The sequence below is a fragment of the Nocardia beijingensis NBRC 16342 genome (genome assembly GCF_001612785.1).
In the GTDB taxonomy this organism is placed as follows: Bacteria; Actinomycetota; Actinomycetes; order Mycobacteriales; family Mycobacteriaceae; genus Nocardia; species Nocardia beijingensis.
This window is the reverse complement of record NZ_BDBC01000039.1, coordinates 52,138-67,501: the sequence shown is the minus strand read 5'-3', so window position 1 is coordinate 67,501 and position 15,364 is coordinate 52,138. Positions and strand designations below refer to the sequence as shown.

At 69.9% G+C, this 15,364-nt stretch carries 16 protein-coding genes; 11 read left to right on the top strand and 5 right to left on the bottom strand.

Annotated elements, in window-relative coordinates; genetic code table 11:
• Positions 1 to 91 precede the first annotated feature (91 nt).
• Positions 92 to 1,021 carry a class I adenylate-forming enzyme family protein gene (locus NB3_RS22110; RefSeq protein ID WP_067806687.1) on the top strand — a complete coding sequence of 310 codons (930 nt, stop codon included), beginning with the start codon at positions 92 to 94 and terminating at the stop codon, positions 1,019 to 1,021.
• A gap of 40 nt (positions 1,022 to 1,061) precedes the next feature.
• On the opposite strand, the gene NB3_RS22105 is transcribed toward NB3_RS22110, so the two are convergent.
• Together NB3_RS22105 and NB3_RS22100 are read right to left on the bottom strand one after the other, a co-directional pair.
• Positions 1,062 to 1,868: an MBL fold metallo-hydrolase gene (locus tag NB3_RS22105; RefSeq protein ID WP_067806684.1), complete on the bottom strand. Its 807-nt coding sequence runs from the start codon at positions 1,866 to 1,868 to the stop codon at positions 1,062 to 1,064.
• 108 nt (positions 1,869 to 1,976) lie between these two features.
• On the bottom strand, positions 1,977 to 2,687 hold the full coding sequence (locus NB3_RS22100; RefSeq protein ID WP_067806681.1) for an SDR family NAD(P)-dependent oxidoreductase: 711 nt from the start codon (positions 2,685 to 2,687) through the stop codon (positions 1,977 to 1,979).
• Between the two features lie 25 nt (positions 2,688 to 2,712).
• Between NB3_RS22100 and NB3_RS22095 the strand changes: the two genes are divergently transcribed.
• Positions 2,713 to 3,201 (top strand): MerR family transcriptional regulator, encoded by a 489-nt coding sequence (locus NB3_RS22095; RefSeq protein ID WP_067806678.1) that lies wholly within the window; start codon positions 2,713 to 2,715, stop codon positions 3,199 to 3,201.
• 131 nt (positions 3,202 to 3,332) lie between these two features.
• Here NB3_RS22095 and NB3_RS22090 read toward each other — a convergent pair whose 3' ends face one another.
• Positions 3,333 to 4,166 (bottom strand): class I SAM-dependent methyltransferase, encoded by an 834-nt coding sequence (locus NB3_RS22090; RefSeq protein WP_084823564.1) that lies wholly within the window; start codon positions 4,164 to 4,166, stop codon positions 3,333 to 3,335.
• 51 nt (positions 4,167 to 4,217) lie between these two features.
• On the opposite strand from NB3_RS22090, the gene NB3_RS22085 reads away from it, so the two are divergent.
• The gene (locus NB3_RS22085; protein WP_067806670.1) at positions 4,218 to 4,808 is read left to right on the top strand and encodes a TetR/AcrR family transcriptional regulator; all 591 of its coding nucleotides are present in this window, start codon (positions 4,218 to 4,220) and stop codon (positions 4,806 to 4,808) included.
• Between the two features lie 41 nt (positions 4,809 to 4,849).
• Here NB3_RS22085 and NB3_RS22080 read toward each other — a convergent pair whose 3' ends face one another.
• Positions 4,850 to 5,776: an alpha/beta hydrolase gene (locus NB3_RS22080; protein WP_157111943.1), complete on the bottom strand. Its 927-nt coding sequence runs from the start codon at positions 5,774 to 5,776 to the stop codon at positions 4,850 to 4,852.
• A gap of 498 nt (positions 5,777 to 6,274) precedes the next feature.
• Between NB3_RS22080 and NB3_RS22075 the strand changes: the two genes are divergently transcribed.
• From NB3_RS22075 to NB3_RS22045, 8 genes are all read left to right on the top strand, one after another.
• Positions 6,275 to 6,679, top strand: coding sequence for a GlcG/HbpS family heme-binding protein (locus tag NB3_RS22075; protein ID WP_157111942.1), 405 nt, complete (start codon positions 6,275 to 6,277; stop codon positions 6,677 to 6,679).
• 219 nt (positions 6,680 to 6,898) lie between these two features.
• Positions 6,899 to 7,918, top strand: a complete 1,020-nt coding sequence (locus NB3_RS22070) for a GlxA family transcriptional regulator (RefSeq protein WP_067806662.1) — start codon at positions 6,899 to 6,901, stop codon at positions 7,916 to 7,918.
• A 112-nt stretch (positions 7,919 to 8,030) separates the two neighbouring features.
• The gene (locus NB3_RS35220) at positions 8,031 to 8,174 is read left to right on the top strand and encodes a hypothetical protein (protein ID WP_157111941.1); all 144 of its coding nucleotides are present in this window, start codon (positions 8,031 to 8,033) and stop codon (positions 8,172 to 8,174) included.
• Positions 8,175 to 8,349: 175 nt separating this feature from the next.
• Complete coding sequence (locus tag NB3_RS22065; protein ID WP_067806659.1) at positions 8,350 to 9,654, top strand: Dyp-type peroxidase; 1,305 nt, start codon at positions 8,350 to 8,352, stop codon at positions 9,652 to 9,654.
• Positions 9,655 to 9,743: 89 nt separating this feature from the next.
• Complete coding sequence (locus NB3_RS22060; protein WP_067806656.1) at positions 9,744 to 10,478, top strand: HD domain-containing protein; 735 nt, start codon at positions 9,744 to 9,746, stop codon at positions 10,476 to 10,478.
• 174 nt (positions 10,479 to 10,652) lie between these two features.
• A complete protein-coding gene (locus NB3_RS22055; RefSeq protein WP_067806755.1) occupies positions 10,653 to 12,350 on the top strand; it encodes a GMC family oxidoreductase N-terminal domain-containing protein in 1,698 nt (565 codons plus the stop codon).
• Between the two features lie 52 nt (positions 12,351 to 12,402).
• Positions 12,403 to 12,891, top strand: coding sequence for a GNAT family N-acetyltransferase (locus NB3_RS22050; RefSeq protein ID WP_244892025.1), 489 nt, complete (start codon positions 12,403 to 12,405; stop codon positions 12,889 to 12,891).
• Between the two features lie 609 nt (positions 12,892 to 13,500).
• A complete protein-coding gene (locus NB3_RS22045) occupies positions 13,501 to 14,085 on the top strand; it encodes an NAD-dependent epimerase/dehydratase family protein (protein WP_067806653.1) in 585 nt (194 codons plus the stop codon).
• A 6-nt stretch (positions 14,086 to 14,091) separates the two neighbouring features.
• Here NB3_RS22045 and NB3_RS22040 read toward each other — a convergent pair whose 3' ends face one another.
• Positions 14,092 to 15,231, bottom strand: a complete 1,140-nt coding sequence (locus NB3_RS22040) for a MarP family serine protease (RefSeq protein ID WP_067806751.1) — start codon at positions 15,229 to 15,231, stop codon at positions 14,092 to 14,094.
• Between the last annotated feature and the right edge of the window lie 133 nt (positions 15,232 to 15,364).

Genomic DNA, 15,364 nt, shown 5'->3' with positions numbered 1-15,364 from the left:
CGGTGAAATTGATCGTTGTACGACGGTGGCGAGCCGAGCGCTGCTTCCTACCGTTGTCATCGAACCACTCCGCCGTTGCTGAGGACATCGCATGACGCTTTCCACCCTCCCGGACCGTCGCGCTGTTGCCGCCCCGCACGCGCGGGCCCTTGCCGCCGACAGCGCCGAGCTGACCAACAGCGAATTCCTGGCCGCCGTCCAGCGGGCCGCGGCCTGCCTGCGCGGCGCCGGCGTCGCGACCGGCGATGTCGTCGCCACCGTGCTGCCCGGCGCCGTCGACCTGGTGGTGTCGCTGTTCGCGATCTGGCGCCTGGGCGCGACGGCCGCCGTGATCGATCCGATGGCCTCCGACGAGGAAGTCGGTCGGCGGGTAGCCGACGCGGAGTGCGAGGTCGTCATCGTCCACGAGCGCCCGGCGGCGATCTGTTCCTCGGTCCGGGTGGTCCCGGTCGCCGTGGCACTCGGCGCGGCGGAACGCGACCGCACCCCCGCCGCGCGGCCCGGCGGAGAGGCGCTGGCGCTGATCACCTACGGCGGTGGCAAGCGGGCACTGCTCGACCACCGGAACCTCGAGGCCATGTGCCGGTTGGTGATCGAGGTCTTCGTCCTCACCGACGCCGACCACAGCTTGTCGACCCTGCCGATACGGCATATCTGCGGCCTCGTGATCGGCGCGCTGTCGCCGTTGGCCGCCGGGGGCCACGCCACCATGGCGGGCCCGCTCGACCCGGCGGCGTTCCTGGAACGGATCGAGCGAACCCGGCCCACCTACTCGTCCGGGTTGCCGAACCTGTACGCGGCGCTGTCCGATTTGCCCGGCCGGACGCGCCCGGACACCTCGTCGGTGCGTTTCGCTCTGTGCTGCGCGGCGCCGGCCGGAGCCGACCTGCGCGCCAGGTTCGAAGAACGCTATGGGATACCCATCATCAACGCGTACGGGCTGACGGAAGTCATCGCGCGAGCACACGCGATCCGTTCCCCCGCGGCGGGTGAGCCGATCGGCGCATCCTTCGCACCCTGACCGCGACTACCGGTCGGCGATTCCGCACGCCGATCGGATTTCACAACGTGACCGTTTCGCCGCGGGGAACCTGCACGATGCGATCACCCCACCCGCGTCGCTGCATCTGCGCCTGGAAATCGCTCAGCGGAGAGGCGAAGACGGTGTAGTCGTCGTAGTGCACCGGCACAACCCGGGGAAGCCGCAGCAGGTCGACGAGGCCGGTGCCTTGACGACCGTCCATGGTCACGGTCAGCCCGAACGGCAGGCGCGCTCCGGCGGGCAGCCGCGTGCCGCCCAGGTGCAGCACGCCCGCATCGATGTCGTCGAATCGAACCGGTATCTGCGCGAGTTCCGCGACCAGCAAGGTGTCGCCCGAGAGGTAGATCCGGCGCTCGGGCGGGCCTGCGCTGGGCCCGAATTCCAGCATGGTTCCCATCACCGGCGGCAACAGGCGCCAAGTCCAGGTCGGGGCGTGACGGCCCGGCAGCGACGTGATCCGCACCCTGTGCCCACCGCTGGAGATCTGGTCGCTGTGCCAGGTGCGCAGACCCTTCGCGGCGGCGAAGCCGCGGCGGCGCAACCGCTCGGCGGCGTGCGGCGTGGTGCGGATCGGCAGGGAGTGATCGAGGTCGCGCTGGGTGGTGCGGTCCCAATGGTCGCCGTGCATGTGCGACAGCACGACGGCGGAGATGGGCGGCAGCTCGTCGATCGTCAGGGCGGGTTCGCGCAGCCGCTTGGACAGCAAGCCGTATCCCAGGTAGGCGTGCTGCCCCCGGTGCAGGAAATTCGGATCGGTCAGCAGCGTGATCTCGCCGTAGGAGAGCAAGGTCGTGGCGTTGCCGACGAATGTGATGGACAGGTCCATTGCGGAGCCCTCCGTTCGGCGCGGTGGCGACTCGTATCGGGACTGCCCGGCGCGACGCGGACTATGCAGTCCGCGTCCGCGCGCGCCCCGCCGTCACGGCCGATCCCGCTACCAGGGCAGGACGCCGTCGGCCGCGACGTAAGCCCCGGTGGGACCGTCCTGGCCCAGCTGCGCCATCCGCACGATGATCTCCGCGCCTTGCTCCACGCTCTGCACGCCGGTGTTCCCGTTCAGGTCGGTCTTGGTGAAGCCGGGCTCCACCGCGTTGATCCGCATATTCGGAAATGCCTTCGCATACTGCACCGTGATCGCGTTGACCGCGGTCTTCGATGCCGGGTAGGCGACGCCCGGGTAGGCGTACGCCGGGCTACCGGGGGTGCTGATCCGGGTCAGTGAGGCCAGCCCGCTGCTGACGTTCACCACCACCGGCGCGGTGGAACGCCCCAGCAAGGGCAGGAACGCGTGCAGCACGCGTACCGTGCCGAAGACGTTCGTCTCGAAGGTCTGCCGCATCAGGTCGGCGGTGAGTTCCGCTGCGCCGGTCACGGTGCCCGCCGCGGTCCATTCCGCCGCGACGCCCGCGTTGTTGACCAGCACGTCCAGGCCGCCGTCGGCTTCGACGACCGCGACCGCGGCCGCCACGGACGCGTCGTCGGTGACGTCGAGCTGGACGGTCCGCGCGCCCAACCGCTCGGCGGCGCGGCGCCCCCGCTCGGCGTCCCGGCTGCCCAGGTAGACGCGGTGGCCCGCGGCGACGAGCCTGCGGGCGGCCTCGAAACCGAGACCTTTGTTCGCTCCGGTGATCAGTGTTGTCGTCATGGGCACGGACGCTAGGTTTTAGAGCGTGCTCGAAGTCAAGCCGCAGCCGGAATCCGACCGTCCCCACGAAGGGATGAGCATCGCCGAGGCCGCCCGGCGGACGGGGGTCAGCGTGCACACCTTGCGCTATTACGAACGCGCCGGCCTGGTCGTCACCCCGATCGACCGCGCGGCCGGCGGCAGGCGGCGCTACCACCAACTGGATCTGGACTGGATCACCGTCTGCACCAGGCTGCGAGCCACCGGCATGCCCATCAAAACCATCCGCCGCTACGCCGAACTCGTCGCCGCGGGCCGCGGCAACGAACACGAACGGCTCGCCCTCATGGAGGCGCATCGCGCCGAGGTGGCCGCGAAAATCGCCGAGCTGCACGACAATCTGGCACTCATCGACCACAAGATCGACGTCTACCGCGGCCGGATCACCGCGGGCGACGCCGACCGCTTGTGGGCCGACCGCCGAGCCGACGAACGCCGAGCGCGCGGATCGACAGCCCTTCCGCCACAGCGCTAGCGCGGTCGGGATGCTGAAGAGCGAGTCCTATCGCTCGCGGCGGACGCCGAGCGGCCACCCGTCGCGACGGCGCCAGCTGTCGGAGCAACCCGCATCCGCCGCGCGACCGGCAGCCGAGGAATCGCGGTGGGTCAGGGTGTGCCGGAGCGGGTCGCGGTGATCGCGACCGTCGTGTAGGGCAGGGTGAAACTGCCGCCCAGCGCGTCGATCGCCGCGCCGACGCCGTCGAGCACTCGCGTGAGCTTGTCCTGCGGAAGACGGGTCAGCGAGCCGTGCGTGGGAAGTTGATCGAGCCACTCGTCCCGGGTGTAGGTCCGCTCCCACGGGAAAGTCGATTCCAGAGGTTCGTCGAAGCGGCCGGTCTGCCGGATTCCTTCGGCTGTCTTGTCCAGGATCGGCCGGTACATCGCCGCGGCTCGGGTGCCGGCTTGCAGGGGAAACGGCGAGTCCGGCATTACGCGCCGATACACCGCGCCGTACGCTTCGGCCACTTCGTCCGGGAGCTGGAACACATGCCAGAACGCGGACAGCACGCCTCGGGGGCGCAGGACCTCCGCCGCCTTCACCGCCCCCGCGACCGGATCGACCCAGTGCCAAGCCGTTGCCGCGATCACCGCGTCGAACACGCGGCCTCCGCTGTTCCAGGCTTCGAAGGTGGTCACATCGACCTCGAGACCCTCACGCCGCGCGAATTCCGCCATCCGCGCATCGGGCTCGACGCCGAGCACCGTGCAACCGGCTGCCTGGAACTGCCTGGCCTCGACGCCGGTGCCGCAGCCGACGTCCAGGACCGCGCGTCCGGGACTGGCGGAAACGATGTGCTCGACCAGGGCTTCGGGATAGCTGGGCCGGGTCCGGTCGTAGCGTTCGGCATCCACCCCGAACGACTCCGCGATCTGCCGTTGCCGGTGCGGCGTTTGCTCCGGCGAAGGTATAGTGGGCATGCGCCCACTGTAAATGGGCATGTGCCCACTCGGCAACGGGGTGGGCCGATCCGAACCGAAAGGGACATCGGCATGCCCACCGGAGTCGCCCTCCGCGACGTGCGCGAGCAACTGTTCGACGCCGCCGACCGGATCCTGCTTCGAGATGGGCCGAGCGCGCTGACCAGCCGGGCGGTCACCACGGAGGCCGGCTGCGCCAAAGGCGTTCTGCACCGGCACTTCACCGACTTCGACGACTTCCTCGCCGAACTGGTGACCGCCCGGATCGCCGAGAACCAGCGCCGGGCCGCCGCTCTGCGGGAATCCGCCGGAGAAGGCGCGGTGGTCGAGCACCTCACCGACGCGCTGACCGACCTGTTCGGCCCGGTCACCACGGCCATCGTCAGCCTGATCACGTTCCGGGACGAGTTGCGCGCACGCCTGCGCCGAGACCGGCCCGCCGGTGTCCCCGTGCTGGCGGAAGCCACCGCCATGATCGCCGAATACCTCACCGCCGAACGCGATCTCGGCCGGATCGCCGCGACCGCCGACATCGGCGCGCTCGCCCCCATGCTGATCGGCACCGCGCATCTGCTGTTCGCCGACCGGGACGCCGGTCCGCCCTCGCGCGCGGCGGTCGGCGGCGCGGTGAGCGCGGTCGTCGCAGGAGTGCTGTCCGGCTAGGCGACGGGGGAGTCGTCCCCAGGCCCGGCTGCGGCTCGCGGTCAGTGCGCGCCGAGCGCGTCGAGGATCATCGGACGCGCGGTCGCGAGCGCTTGCTGCCAGTACGGCCAGGTGTGCGTCCCGTCGACGGTGTCGACGCGGGCGGTCATCCCCAGCTCCGCGAGGCGATCGCGGAACATCTGGGCGGCGATCGTCGTCATCGATTCCAGGCCCATCGCGTTGACCGTGTTCCCGACTCCGAACGGCACGTCGAGCGGGCCGGGCAGGCCGTTGCCGGTCGAGACGTAGATCGGCAGTCCGCGCAACAAATCGGCCTGCACGGTGGCGTCGTTGCGACTCCAGGCCGGGTCGTCGACCGGCCCCCACATGTCGTCGACGTTGAAATTGCCCTCGTCCCGCATGGCGGCGCGCATCGCTTCGTTCCAGAGCGGGAACGTCGGGTGCAGGAACCCGGAGAACGATCCGGCGAACTTGAACTGGTTGCGATGGTATCCGGCCAATATCAGGGCGGCGTTGCCGCCCATGGAGGCTCCGACGACGGCGTTGTTGGTTCGCGATACGCCGTAGCGCTGCAGATAGGCGGGCAGCTCCTGGGTCAGGAAGGTTTCCCATTTGTACGTGGTCTCTTGGCCGTTGGTGCTGCTCGGCCGGTACCAGTCGGTGTAGAAGCTCGAGTGGCCGCCGACCGGCAACACCAGCGTGACGTTGTCGTCCGCGAATTGGCTCAGCGCGTCGGTGTCGCTCGACCACTGACTGTGGTCGGCGGGCGCGCGCAGCCCGTCGAGCAGGTAGAGCGCCGCGCTGCCGCCGCGCGCCGCCCACTGCACCTGGACTTTGATCGGCCCCATGCTCGACGGCACGGACAGTTCGCTGAAACCGCGCGCGGGCGCGCGCAGCACCGGGGTGTGGATCGGCGCGGCGGTGGCGACGGTCGCGCCGATGGACGACATCAGCACCGCCGTCACCATGACGGCGCCGGTTCTCCTCAGCCGACCGCGAACACCCCGCCGCTTTCCGGACCGTGCTGTCGCACCCACCCGCATACCTCCTGCCCGCTTCCTGCTCGGTGACAAGCAACCGAAACTGGTTGTCGCTCAGTGCGTTTGCTTCGTCGGCGATCGCTGCCACGCCAATGACCCAGAATTCATCCTATGTTGCGACATGTTGGCTACGGGCTCCATTCCAGTCAGGACTGGGAAGTCCGACCGCCCGCGCGAGCGATGTGGGCGGCTCACCGACGCTGGTCCGTCGCCGTATCCGCTCCGGCAAGGTGGAGCACAGGTCGAGGGAAACGCTGGTGAGTAACTTGGTGGAATGGTAGCTCGATAGTTGCTACAGCGGGGAGGTCTTCGGCGTGTTCGACATGCGGCGTGTCGCGGACGGTCGTCCACTCGATGACATCGCGTGCGGGCTCGTCCCGATGACCGTCGAGCGTGGGCGATCCGGCGACGGGCGAGAATGGTCGCATGCCGATCTCGCTCGACCAGGCCGATTCGATGATCGCCGCCGCGCGCAAGGCGGCGGCCGAACTCGGCGAGGCCGTGTCGCTGGCAATCGTGGAGCCAGGCGGCGCGGTAGTGGCCGTCGCGCGGATGGACGGTGCGCCGCCACAGGCGAGCGATATCGCGAAACACAAGGCGCAGGCGGCTGTCGCGCTGGGGTTCGACACCGTGCACATGACCGCCGCGCCGCAAGGGCGGTCGCTGTTCGGCGAAACGCGGCGCGCGGATGCGCACGCGCTGGTGCCCAACGGCGGTGGGGTGCTCATCCGAATCCGTGGCACGGTCCTCGGTGCGCTCGGAGTGTCCGGCGCGGCGTCCTCGATCACCGATCACAGAATCGGCGAAACCGCTGTGGCCCAATCGGATTGATCACACCCACGGCCCGCCACATCGACGGGGTCGGTTACGCCCGAGCGACCCTCGGCGCGACGGCACTCGGTGCAGGCCGGGCGAAACCCGATCGCCTGAGACGCCGCACCTGCCCGGGGGACCCGCCGTCGAGTGTCCGCACTGCTCCGAATTCGGCTCGAGGCGAGATCCCCCGCCGAGCCCCGTGGCCATTCCCGGCGTATCTGTTAACTTCTGGCCATGACGGTCGTGTCGGTCCTGGCTCCTGACAACGCACTCGGCTTCGAAGTGATGGTCCCCGGCTGGGTGTTCGGCGCGGCGAATTCGGTGAGCAAGCAGCGGCATTACGACATCCGGGTGGTCACCATGGGCGGCGCCGCCGCCATCGCGCCCATGCACGGGGCGGTGCGATTGCAGACGGAGTGGGACCTCGACAGCGTCGCCGATGCCGACGTCGTCGTCGTGCCGGGGCAAGCAGGCTTCCTGGGCGAACCCGCCGACTGCGTCCTCGACGCGCTGCTGGCGGCGGCCGCGCGCGGCGCCCGACTGGCTTCCGTCTGTGTCGGCGCGTTCACGCTCGCCGCGGCCGGGCTGCTCGACGGGCAGCGCGCGACCACCCATTGGGAACACGCTGCCGAGTTGGCGCGCCGGTATCCGCTCGTCGACGTCGACGCCTCGGTGCTCTTCATCGACAACGGCGCGGTGCTCACCTCGGCCGGGGCGACGGCGGGGCTCGATCTGTGCCTGCACATGGTGCGCCAGGATCTCGGCTCCCAGGTGGCGGCCGACACCGCTCGACGGATCGTGATGCCGCCGCAGCGGGATGGTGGGCAAGCGCAGTTCATCGCCCACACCGATCCGGACCGCCCGGACACGTCGCTGCAACCGGTCCTCGACTGGATGCAGGCCAATCTGCACCGCCCGCTCACCCTCGATGACATCGCCTCGTACGGTGCCATCAGTGTGCGCAGCCTGAACCGCCGGTTCCGCGCGGAGATCGGGACGACGCCGTTGCAGTGGTTGCTCCGCGTCCGGGTGCACCGCGCGCAGCAGTTGCTCGAGACCACCGACCTGTCCGTCGACCGCATCGCCGAGGAGGCCGGTTTCGGTGCCGCCACAACCCTGCGCTACCACTTCGCCCGCCTGACCCGGACCTCTCCCCAGGCTTACCGCAACAGATTTCAGCATTCCGGCTCTGGCGGCGGACCATCGACGGCCACCGGGAAGCCGTTTCGGGCGGCAGGGCAGTCGGCTCGATGAGCTGAGCGCCCCCGGATGCTGGCCAGATCTGGGCAGTAGTTGTCTATCTGGCCACTGGTCGGCCGTTACTTCCGAACCCACACTGAGTGCGCATATTTCGGAAGGGAAGACGATGACCGTTCGACAAGCCGATCCGATCCAATTCGGGCTGCCCACTTCGCAACTCGCCGCCGCGTCGGCAGCCGAGGTGTCGCCACCGGTGATCTACAACCACTGTGTGCGCGCCCACCGGTACGGGCGGCAGTCGGCCGCGTAGACGGATCGCGGGCCGACGCGGTGGCGGGTGCAGATTCGCGCATTCGGCGCGACGGTCTCCCCATCGCATCGGCCGGTGTGCGCTGCTGTCGGCGGCCGAGATCGAGCAACTGGAACGCGGTCGCGGAAACCCGGAATACGAGCGGCGGGGCACAGTGTGGGAGACGAGAGAGGACATGAGCACAACTACTGCGGGTCACGAGGATGCGGGCGCGCCGCGCGTCAGCCGCCGCGGCTTGTTCGGCGCGGGCTTGGCGACCGCGGGAGCCGCCGCGGCCGGTGTGGTGGCGGGCCGCGCGACCACCACCGCCACCACCTCGGGAGCCGACCTGGAACCGTTCCACGGGCCGCACCAGGCGGGGATCGTGACTCCCGCCCAGGCGCACGCGCTGTTCTTGTCGGTCGATATCGTGCGACCGGACCGTGGGGCGCTGCGTGAACTTCTCGCCGGATGGACCGCGGTCGCCGTCGCGGCGACGACCGGCGCGCCGGTCCCCGATCGACCGGGGACGCCGCCGGGGTTCAGCGCGCGCACCGACTTCGCGACCGGGCTGGCTCCGGCTCGCCTGACCGTCACCTTCGGCCTGGGGCCGTCGGTGTTCGACGAGCGGTTCGGGCTCGACGCGCAGCGTCCGAGACATCTGCGCCCGCTGCCCGCCTTCGTCGGGGACACCTTGAATCCGGCGTGGTGCGACGGCGATGTGCTGGTGCAGATCTGCGCCGACGATGCCCAGATCGTCAGCCACACCTTCCGCGCCCTGCGGGCGCGCATGCCGGGACTGGCCCGTATGCGCTGGACCCAGCACGGTTTCCTGAGCAGGCCCATCGACGGCGGCACCCCGCGAAACATGTTCGGCCACAAGGACGGCACCGCCAACCCGCGCCGGGACACCGATTTCGATCGAACGGTATGGGTTCGCTCCGCCGACGAACCCGCCTGGTTCCAGGGCGGCAGCTACCTGGTGTTCCGCAAGATCCGCATGAGAACCGCCGAATGGGACCAGCTGCCGCAGGCGGAGCAGGACCGCATCGTCGGTCGCCGCAGGAGCGACGGAGCGCCCCTGGGTGGCGCGGCGGAATCCGATCCGGTCGACCTCGCCCGCCACGGCCACGACGGCGAACTCGCCATCCCGGCCGGCGCCCACATTCGCCTGGTCCACGGCATACCGATGCTGCGGCGCGGCTACAACTACGACTACGGCACCCTGATCGCGAACGCCAAGGGCTCCGCACCGGAAACTCCGCACACGCATCTTCCCGGCACCCCCGAACACACCCACGGCGGCCACAACCAGCTCGATGCCGGACTGTTGTTCGCCGCGTACATGAACAACCCGCCCGAGCACTTCATCAGAGCCCAACACGCACTCGCCGCCGAAGACCGGCTGAACCCGCTCATCGAGCACACCGGCAGCGCGTTGTTCGCCGTGCCCCCCGGTGCGCTCCCGAGCGAGCCGATCGCGGCGGCGTTGCTTCAGTGATTTCCCCAAATGCTCTGCGCCCCGCCGAGCGACTACCGCCGTCGCGTCAGCGCTGATCACACCACCTCCCACTCACCAGGAGTTCGACCATGTCCTTGTCTCGTCGTGCCGCGCTGGGCGCGGGCATCGCCGCGAGCGCCTATCTCGTCGCCGCGAAACCAGCTGCAGCGCAGATTCTTTCGCTCAACTTGCCATCCACCTCATTGGCGGGCAGCGCAAAGGCGCTGATCGATGCCCAGCTCCCGCCGTTCCTGCGCAATCACAGCGTGCGCGGCTTCCTCTTCGGCCGCGCCATCGCCGAGCGGCAGGGCCTGCGGCCGGGGGCGGACTACGACGAGGAGACCGTGTTCCTCATCTGCGCCCTGCACGACATCGGTCTGGCCGACATCGCCAACGGCGACCAGAGATTCGAGATCGACGGCGCCGACTACGCCGCGCGCTTCCTCGAGGACAACGGCGTGACCGATGCCAGGGTGGACACGATCTGGGACACGATCGCCGCGCACCTGTCCGGTTTCACCGATTCGCCGGCGTGGCGTCGCCGCAGGCCGCCGGAGACCTGGATCGCCGTGGACGGCATCGGTGTCGACGTCGGCGGCGCGCCGACGGACCTGCCACCCGGTTTCGCCGACCTGGTGCACGCCGCGTATCCGCGGCTGGGCGGCAGCCGCGCGCTCGGCGCGGTGGTGGAAACCCAAGCCCTGGCGAATCCGCGCAAGGCCCCGCCCAGCAGTCTGGCCGGTTCGATCCTGCGGCAGCGCCATCCGGAACTGCCGTCGCTGACCTGGGACGAGATCCTCGCGTCGAGCGGCTGGCGCGACTGATCGCCCCTATCAGGGCTGCTACGACGTCGGTCCGGGCGGCACGCCGGTTCCGGCCGTGGCCGCCGTAGGTCGCTGAAGAACGGACGCGGGGGTTGTGCGATGTGGCCGGAAATCTCGATATCGCGTCCGTATCTCTCGTCCGGGCGGTGTGTGCGCCGCCATACGCTCGAGCGCATGGACAGCCATTACGACGTGCTCGTCATCGGTTCCGGCTTCGGCGGCAGCGTTGCGGCGCTGCGCGCGACCGAGAAGGGATACCGGGTCGGCGTGCTCGAGGCGGGCAGGCGGTTCGCCGACGAGGAGTACGCGAAGAACTCCTGGCATCTGCGGGAGTACCTGTGGGCGCCGAAATTCGGCTGCTACGGCATCCAGCGGATGACCCTGCTCAACGACACGTTCATCATGAGCGGGTCGGGCGTCGGTGGTGGGTCGTTGGTGTACGCCAACACGTTGTACGAGCCGCCGGAGAAGTTCTACCGCGACAGGCAGTGGGCGCACATCACCGATTGGCGCGACGAGCTGGCACCCTACTATGACCAGGCCAAGCGCATGCTCGGCGTCACCCAGAACCCGGCGACCACGCCCACCGACCGGATCCTGCGCGAAGTCGCGCAGGACATGGGCATCGCCGACACCTATCGCCGTACTCCGGTGGGAGTGTTGTTCGCGGACAACGATTCCCGGCCCGGCCAGCAGGTGCCCGACCCGTTCTTCGGCGGCGTCGGGCCCGCACGCTCCACCTGTACCCACTGCGGCGAATGCATGACCGGCTGTCGGCACGGCGCGAAGAACACCTTGGTGAAGAACTACCTCTACCTGGCCGAGCAGGCCGGGGCGACAGTGCATCCGCTGACCACGGTGACCGACGTGCGACCGCGGCCGGAGGGCGGCTACGAAGTGCGGACCGAGCGCACCGGGCGGTGGCTGCGCAAGGGCGAGCGGACGTTCACCGCCGACCAGGTGATCTTCGCGGCCGCCGCACTCGGCACCCAGAAACTGCTGCATCGGTTGCGCGAGAACGGCTCCCTGCCGCGCGTCTCGCCACGGCTGGGACATCTGGCCCGCACCAACTCCGAAGCGGTGCTCGCCGCGCGCTCGCTGCGCAAGGACACCGACTTCACCAAGGGCGTCGCGATCACCTCGTCCGTCCACCCCAACGAGTACACCCACATCGAGCCGGTCCGCTACGGCAAGGGCAGCAACGCGATGAGCTTGCTGGCCACCGTGCTCGTGGACGGGCAGGAGGGCAAGGCCCGCTGGCGGCTCGGTGTGCGGGAGCTGATCGCGCACCGCCGCCATCTCATCCGGCTGCACAACCCGCGCCGGTGGTCCGAGCGCAGCATCGGCGTGCTCGTCATGCAGAACGTCGACAACTCGATCGTCACCTACACCAAGCGGGGCGTGTTCGGCAGGCGCATGACGACCAAGCCCGGCGACGGCGCCGCGCCGCCGACCTGGATTCCGGAGGGGCACGAGGTGGCCAGGCGGATCGCCGAGAAGATCGACGGCCTGCCGCAGGGCGGCTGGACCGAACTGCTGAACATCCCGATCACCGGCCATTTCATCGGCGGCTGCGCCATCGGCGACTCGGCCGAGACCGGCGTCGTCGACGCCTATCACCGGGTCTACGGATATCCCGGTCTGCACATCACCGACGGCTCGACCATCTCGGCCAACCTGGGCGTGAATCCATCGCTGACCATCACCGCCCAAGCCGAACGCGCGATGGCGTTGTGGCCGAACAAAGGCGAGGACGACCCGCGCCCGCCCCTCGGAACGGCCTACCGCAGGCTCGCGCCGATCGAACCGAAGAACCCGGCGGTCCCGGTCGCCGCGCCCGGCGCGTTGCGACTGCCGATCACCCCGGTCTGAGCGCGCGGAAAACCGGTCGCGCGTGGCGGGTCCGGCTGCCAGGATCGGCGCTGTGCCCGCCCATGTCGTCCTCGAACCGCTCGACGAAACGTTGCTCACCGATCTGCTGCGCACCGCGGTGGCCGACGCGCATCCCGGCGAGGTCATGCCGGTGGAAGCGCCGGACGCGAACTGGAATGCCGACCGGGAAGCGGATTTCCGAGCCTTCCACCGCGGCCGTGCGCTGGCGGACCCGCCCGTCGAGTCGACCTACGGCATCCGGGTGGACGGCGAGGTGGTCGGGGCGGCACGACTGTGCCGGGTGCCCGCCTCGGACGACGCCGCCGAGGCGGGAGTCTGGCTCGGCCGCTCCCGCCGAGGCACGGGCATCGGCACCGCCGTGTTCGCCGCATTGATCGAGCGGGCAACCGCCGAGGGCTACTCGAGGCTGTTCGTGCGCACGACGCCGGACAACATCCCCGTACTCCGCCTACTCGCCGCGCGCGGAATCGACTACGCCCTGCACGGCAACGAGGTCACCGCGTGGATTCGCTGCGGCTGAGGCCAATCCGCGCGAGTACGGAACGGACTGCCCTGCATCGTGTTCCAGAACGATTGCACTGGTGATCTTCCTGATAGCATGCCGCCTCCTCATGTCCTGTTGACAAGATGATCGTCAACCGCCGATCCCGTCCGAGCGAAGTGAAATCGAGCATGGCCGTGAGCTCGGCAAGCGCTGGAATGCCGCACAATCCGCAGTACCCCAGCAGTCCGATCACGACTACCGGTGAACAGCTGGGCCCCCGTCGAACAGCCTGCCCTACGAACCCCACCTGCCCGGCTCGCCCCGACGACGGAATGTGAGTGAAGCAAGACCGAGCATGCGCCGTCGGCGGCCTGGCGCGTATCTGAGGCGTGACAGCCTGAGCGGCACACCACGCGCAACCGGCTATTTCGACCGCGTGCGATGTCGCGCATCTGGCGCCGCCGCGCCCAGCCGACCTCGACCACGTCTTTCGAGCGAAGCGAGACCGAGCATCCGCCGTTCGCGGCCCGGCTCGCGTCCGAGCGGCCGCCGCGTCCGCGACGAAGTCGCCAGCGGCGGTCGCTCGGACGCGAGCCATGAGGGGGCCGCGAACACGCCGCGACGAAGTCGCGGCAAAATGATCCAGTGCGCATCTTCTTGGCCGGTGCGACCGGCGTTATCGGAGTCCGCTTGATCCCGCTGCTGATCGAGGCGGGGCACGAGGTCGCGGGGATGACCCGGTCGGCGGGCAAGGCCGATCCGTTGCGGGCGCTGGGGGCCGAGCCGGTGGTGTGCGATGTGTACGACGCCGACGCGCTGAGCGCCGCCGTGGTCGGGTTCGGGCCGGATCTCGTGATGCATCAGCTCACCGACCTGCCCGACGACGCGGCGCTGCTGCCGGAGCGGGCCGAGGCGAACGCGCGCATCCGTACCGAGGGCACCCGCAACCTGATCGCCGCCGCTCGGGCGGCCGGTGCGAAGCGTTTTCTCGCGCAGAGCATCGCGTGGGAGCCGCCGGCGGGCCGGGGAGCGGTGATCCAGGAGCACGAGGCGGCCGTCCTGGATTACGACGGCGTGGTGGTGAAGTACGGCCAGTTCTACGGGCCGGGCACCTACTACGAGACCGAATTGCCCGCGCACCCGCGTGTGCACGTCGACGACGCCGCGGAGCGCACCATTCCGTTGCTGGACGCCTCCAGTGGTGTGGTGATCGTCGCCGACGCGTCCTGACGCCGGTCAGGAGGCGCAGGGCCCGGTGTCCACCGGACGGTCGGAGTGCCAGCCGTGGTCGAGCCGGTCGATGATCTCCGGCAGGCTCGTGGCGAACCCGACGTTGCTGTTGTTCTCGTCGACGCCGAACACGATGCCGAGCACGCGGCCGTCGCGGTCGACCAGCGGCCCGCCGGAATTGCCGTGCTGGATCGAGCCGTCCAGGGTGTAGATCTCGCGTTCGGACACACCGGTGCGGTAGATGTCGCGCACCTGGCGGTCGGCCCGGCCGCGCACCCGCGTCGCGGACGCGGTGTAGGACCCGCCCCTGGGATAGCCGAGCGCGATCGCGTCGGCGCCGGGATCGGCGGGTTCGGGCGCGACGGTGAGGGCGGGCGCGGTGAGACCGGGGACGGCGAGCACCGCGATGTCCATGGTCGGATCGAACTGCACGACGATCGCGGTGAGCGGTCCCGCGGGGGCGTCGACGGAGACTTTGCTGGAACCGGCGACGACGTGCGCGTTGGTCAGCACGCGCTCCGGCGCGATGACGAAGCCGGAGCCGGACTGGCGCACGCCGCAGGTCGGCGCGAGATCCTGCACCCGGAGCACACTTTGACGCAGTGCCTCGAGCACCGGCCCCTCGGTGATGCCCGGATCGGGTGGCGCGAGCGGGCGGCCGAGTCCGGCGTCCACGATCGGTCCGGTGAGCACCTCCGACAGGCCGGACAGCCAGAACGGCGCGACGTCGTCGACGGTCCGCACGGTCGTCGAATCACGCACCACCGCGGCGGCTTCCAGCGGCGCGGCGAACAGCCACACCACGAGCGGAACCGCGAGCGCGTGGGCGAGGCATCCGAACGCGGCGTCGATGCGCTGGGCGAGGGGACCGGACACCGACGCACGCGCGGCGCGTCCGGCGCGGTGCCCGGCGACCGCGCCGAAGGCGACCAGTCCGAGGACCACCGTCAGCGCGAGCAGCAACCGCACCGCGCCGGGGGCGAGCCGACCCAGCGCCGTGGCCGAAAGCGCCGCGCCGAGAATCGCCCCCGCCAGCGCGCCCGCGAAACCGGGCAGTCCCACGATCGCGCCGCGGCGCCAGCCGAGCACCGCGGCCACCGCGACGGTGCCGAGCACGGCGAGATCCAGCCAGTTCGGCAAGGTCAACGCCACACTCCCGTCGCTGCTGATGGACAACGGCGACGGATTCGTCGTCGGCCGCCCCGTCGCCGTCCGGCTGTGTCACGGCCGACGAGTCGGCAACGGTCGAGCCGCTAATCTAATCAGCGATTCGAGCTGC

What these genes read in the sequence shown, in the direction of transcription:
- NB3_RS22110 (WP_067806687.1), top strand. Translation starts at nt 92, where the DNA reads ATGACGCTTTCCACCCTCCCGGACCGTCGCGCTGTTGCCGCCCCGCAC.
- NB3_RS35220 (WP_157111941.1), top strand. Translation starts at nt 8,031, where the DNA reads ATGACCGTTCGACAAGCCGATCCGATCCAATTCGGGCTGCCCACTTCG.
- NB3_RS22090 (WP_084823564.1), bottom strand. Translation starts at nt 4,166, where the DNA reads ATGCCCATTTACAGTGGGCGCATGCCCACTATACCTTCGCCGGAGCAA.
- NB3_RS22080 (WP_157111943.1), bottom strand. Translation starts at nt 5,776, where the DNA reads ATGGTGACGGCGGTGCTGATGTCGTCCATCGGCGCGACCGTCGCCACC.
- NB3_RS22055 (WP_067806755.1), top strand. Translation starts at nt 10,653, where the DNA reads ATGGACAGCCATTACGACGTGCTCGTCATCGGTTCCGGCTTCGGCGGC.
- NB3_RS22100 (WP_067806681.1), bottom strand. Translation starts at nt 2,687, where the DNA reads ATGACGACAACACTGATCACCGGAGCGAACAAAGGTCTCGGTTTCGAG.
- NB3_RS22075 (WP_157111942.1), top strand. Translation starts at nt 6,275, where the DNA reads ATGCCGATCTCGCTCGACCAGGCCGATTCGATGATCGCCGCCGCGCGC.
- NB3_RS22060 (WP_067806656.1), top strand. Translation starts at nt 9,744, where the DNA reads ATGTCCTTGTCTCGTCGTGCCGCGCTGGGCGCGGGCATCGCCGCGAGC.
- NB3_RS22085 (WP_067806670.1), top strand. Translation starts at nt 4,218, where the DNA reads ATGCCCACCGGAGTCGCCCTCCGCGACGTGCGCGAGCAACTGTTCGAC.
- NB3_RS22065 (WP_067806659.1), top strand. Translation starts at nt 8,350, where the DNA reads ATGAGCACAACTACTGCGGGTCACGAGGATGCGGGCGCGCCGCGCGTC.
- NB3_RS22105 (WP_067806684.1), bottom strand. Translation starts at nt 1,868, where the DNA reads ATGGACCTGTCCATCACATTCGTCGGCAACGCCACGACCTTGCTCTCC.
- NB3_RS22070 (WP_067806662.1), top strand. Translation starts at nt 6,899, where the DNA reads ATGACGGTCGTGTCGGTCCTGGCTCCTGACAACGCACTCGGCTTCGAA.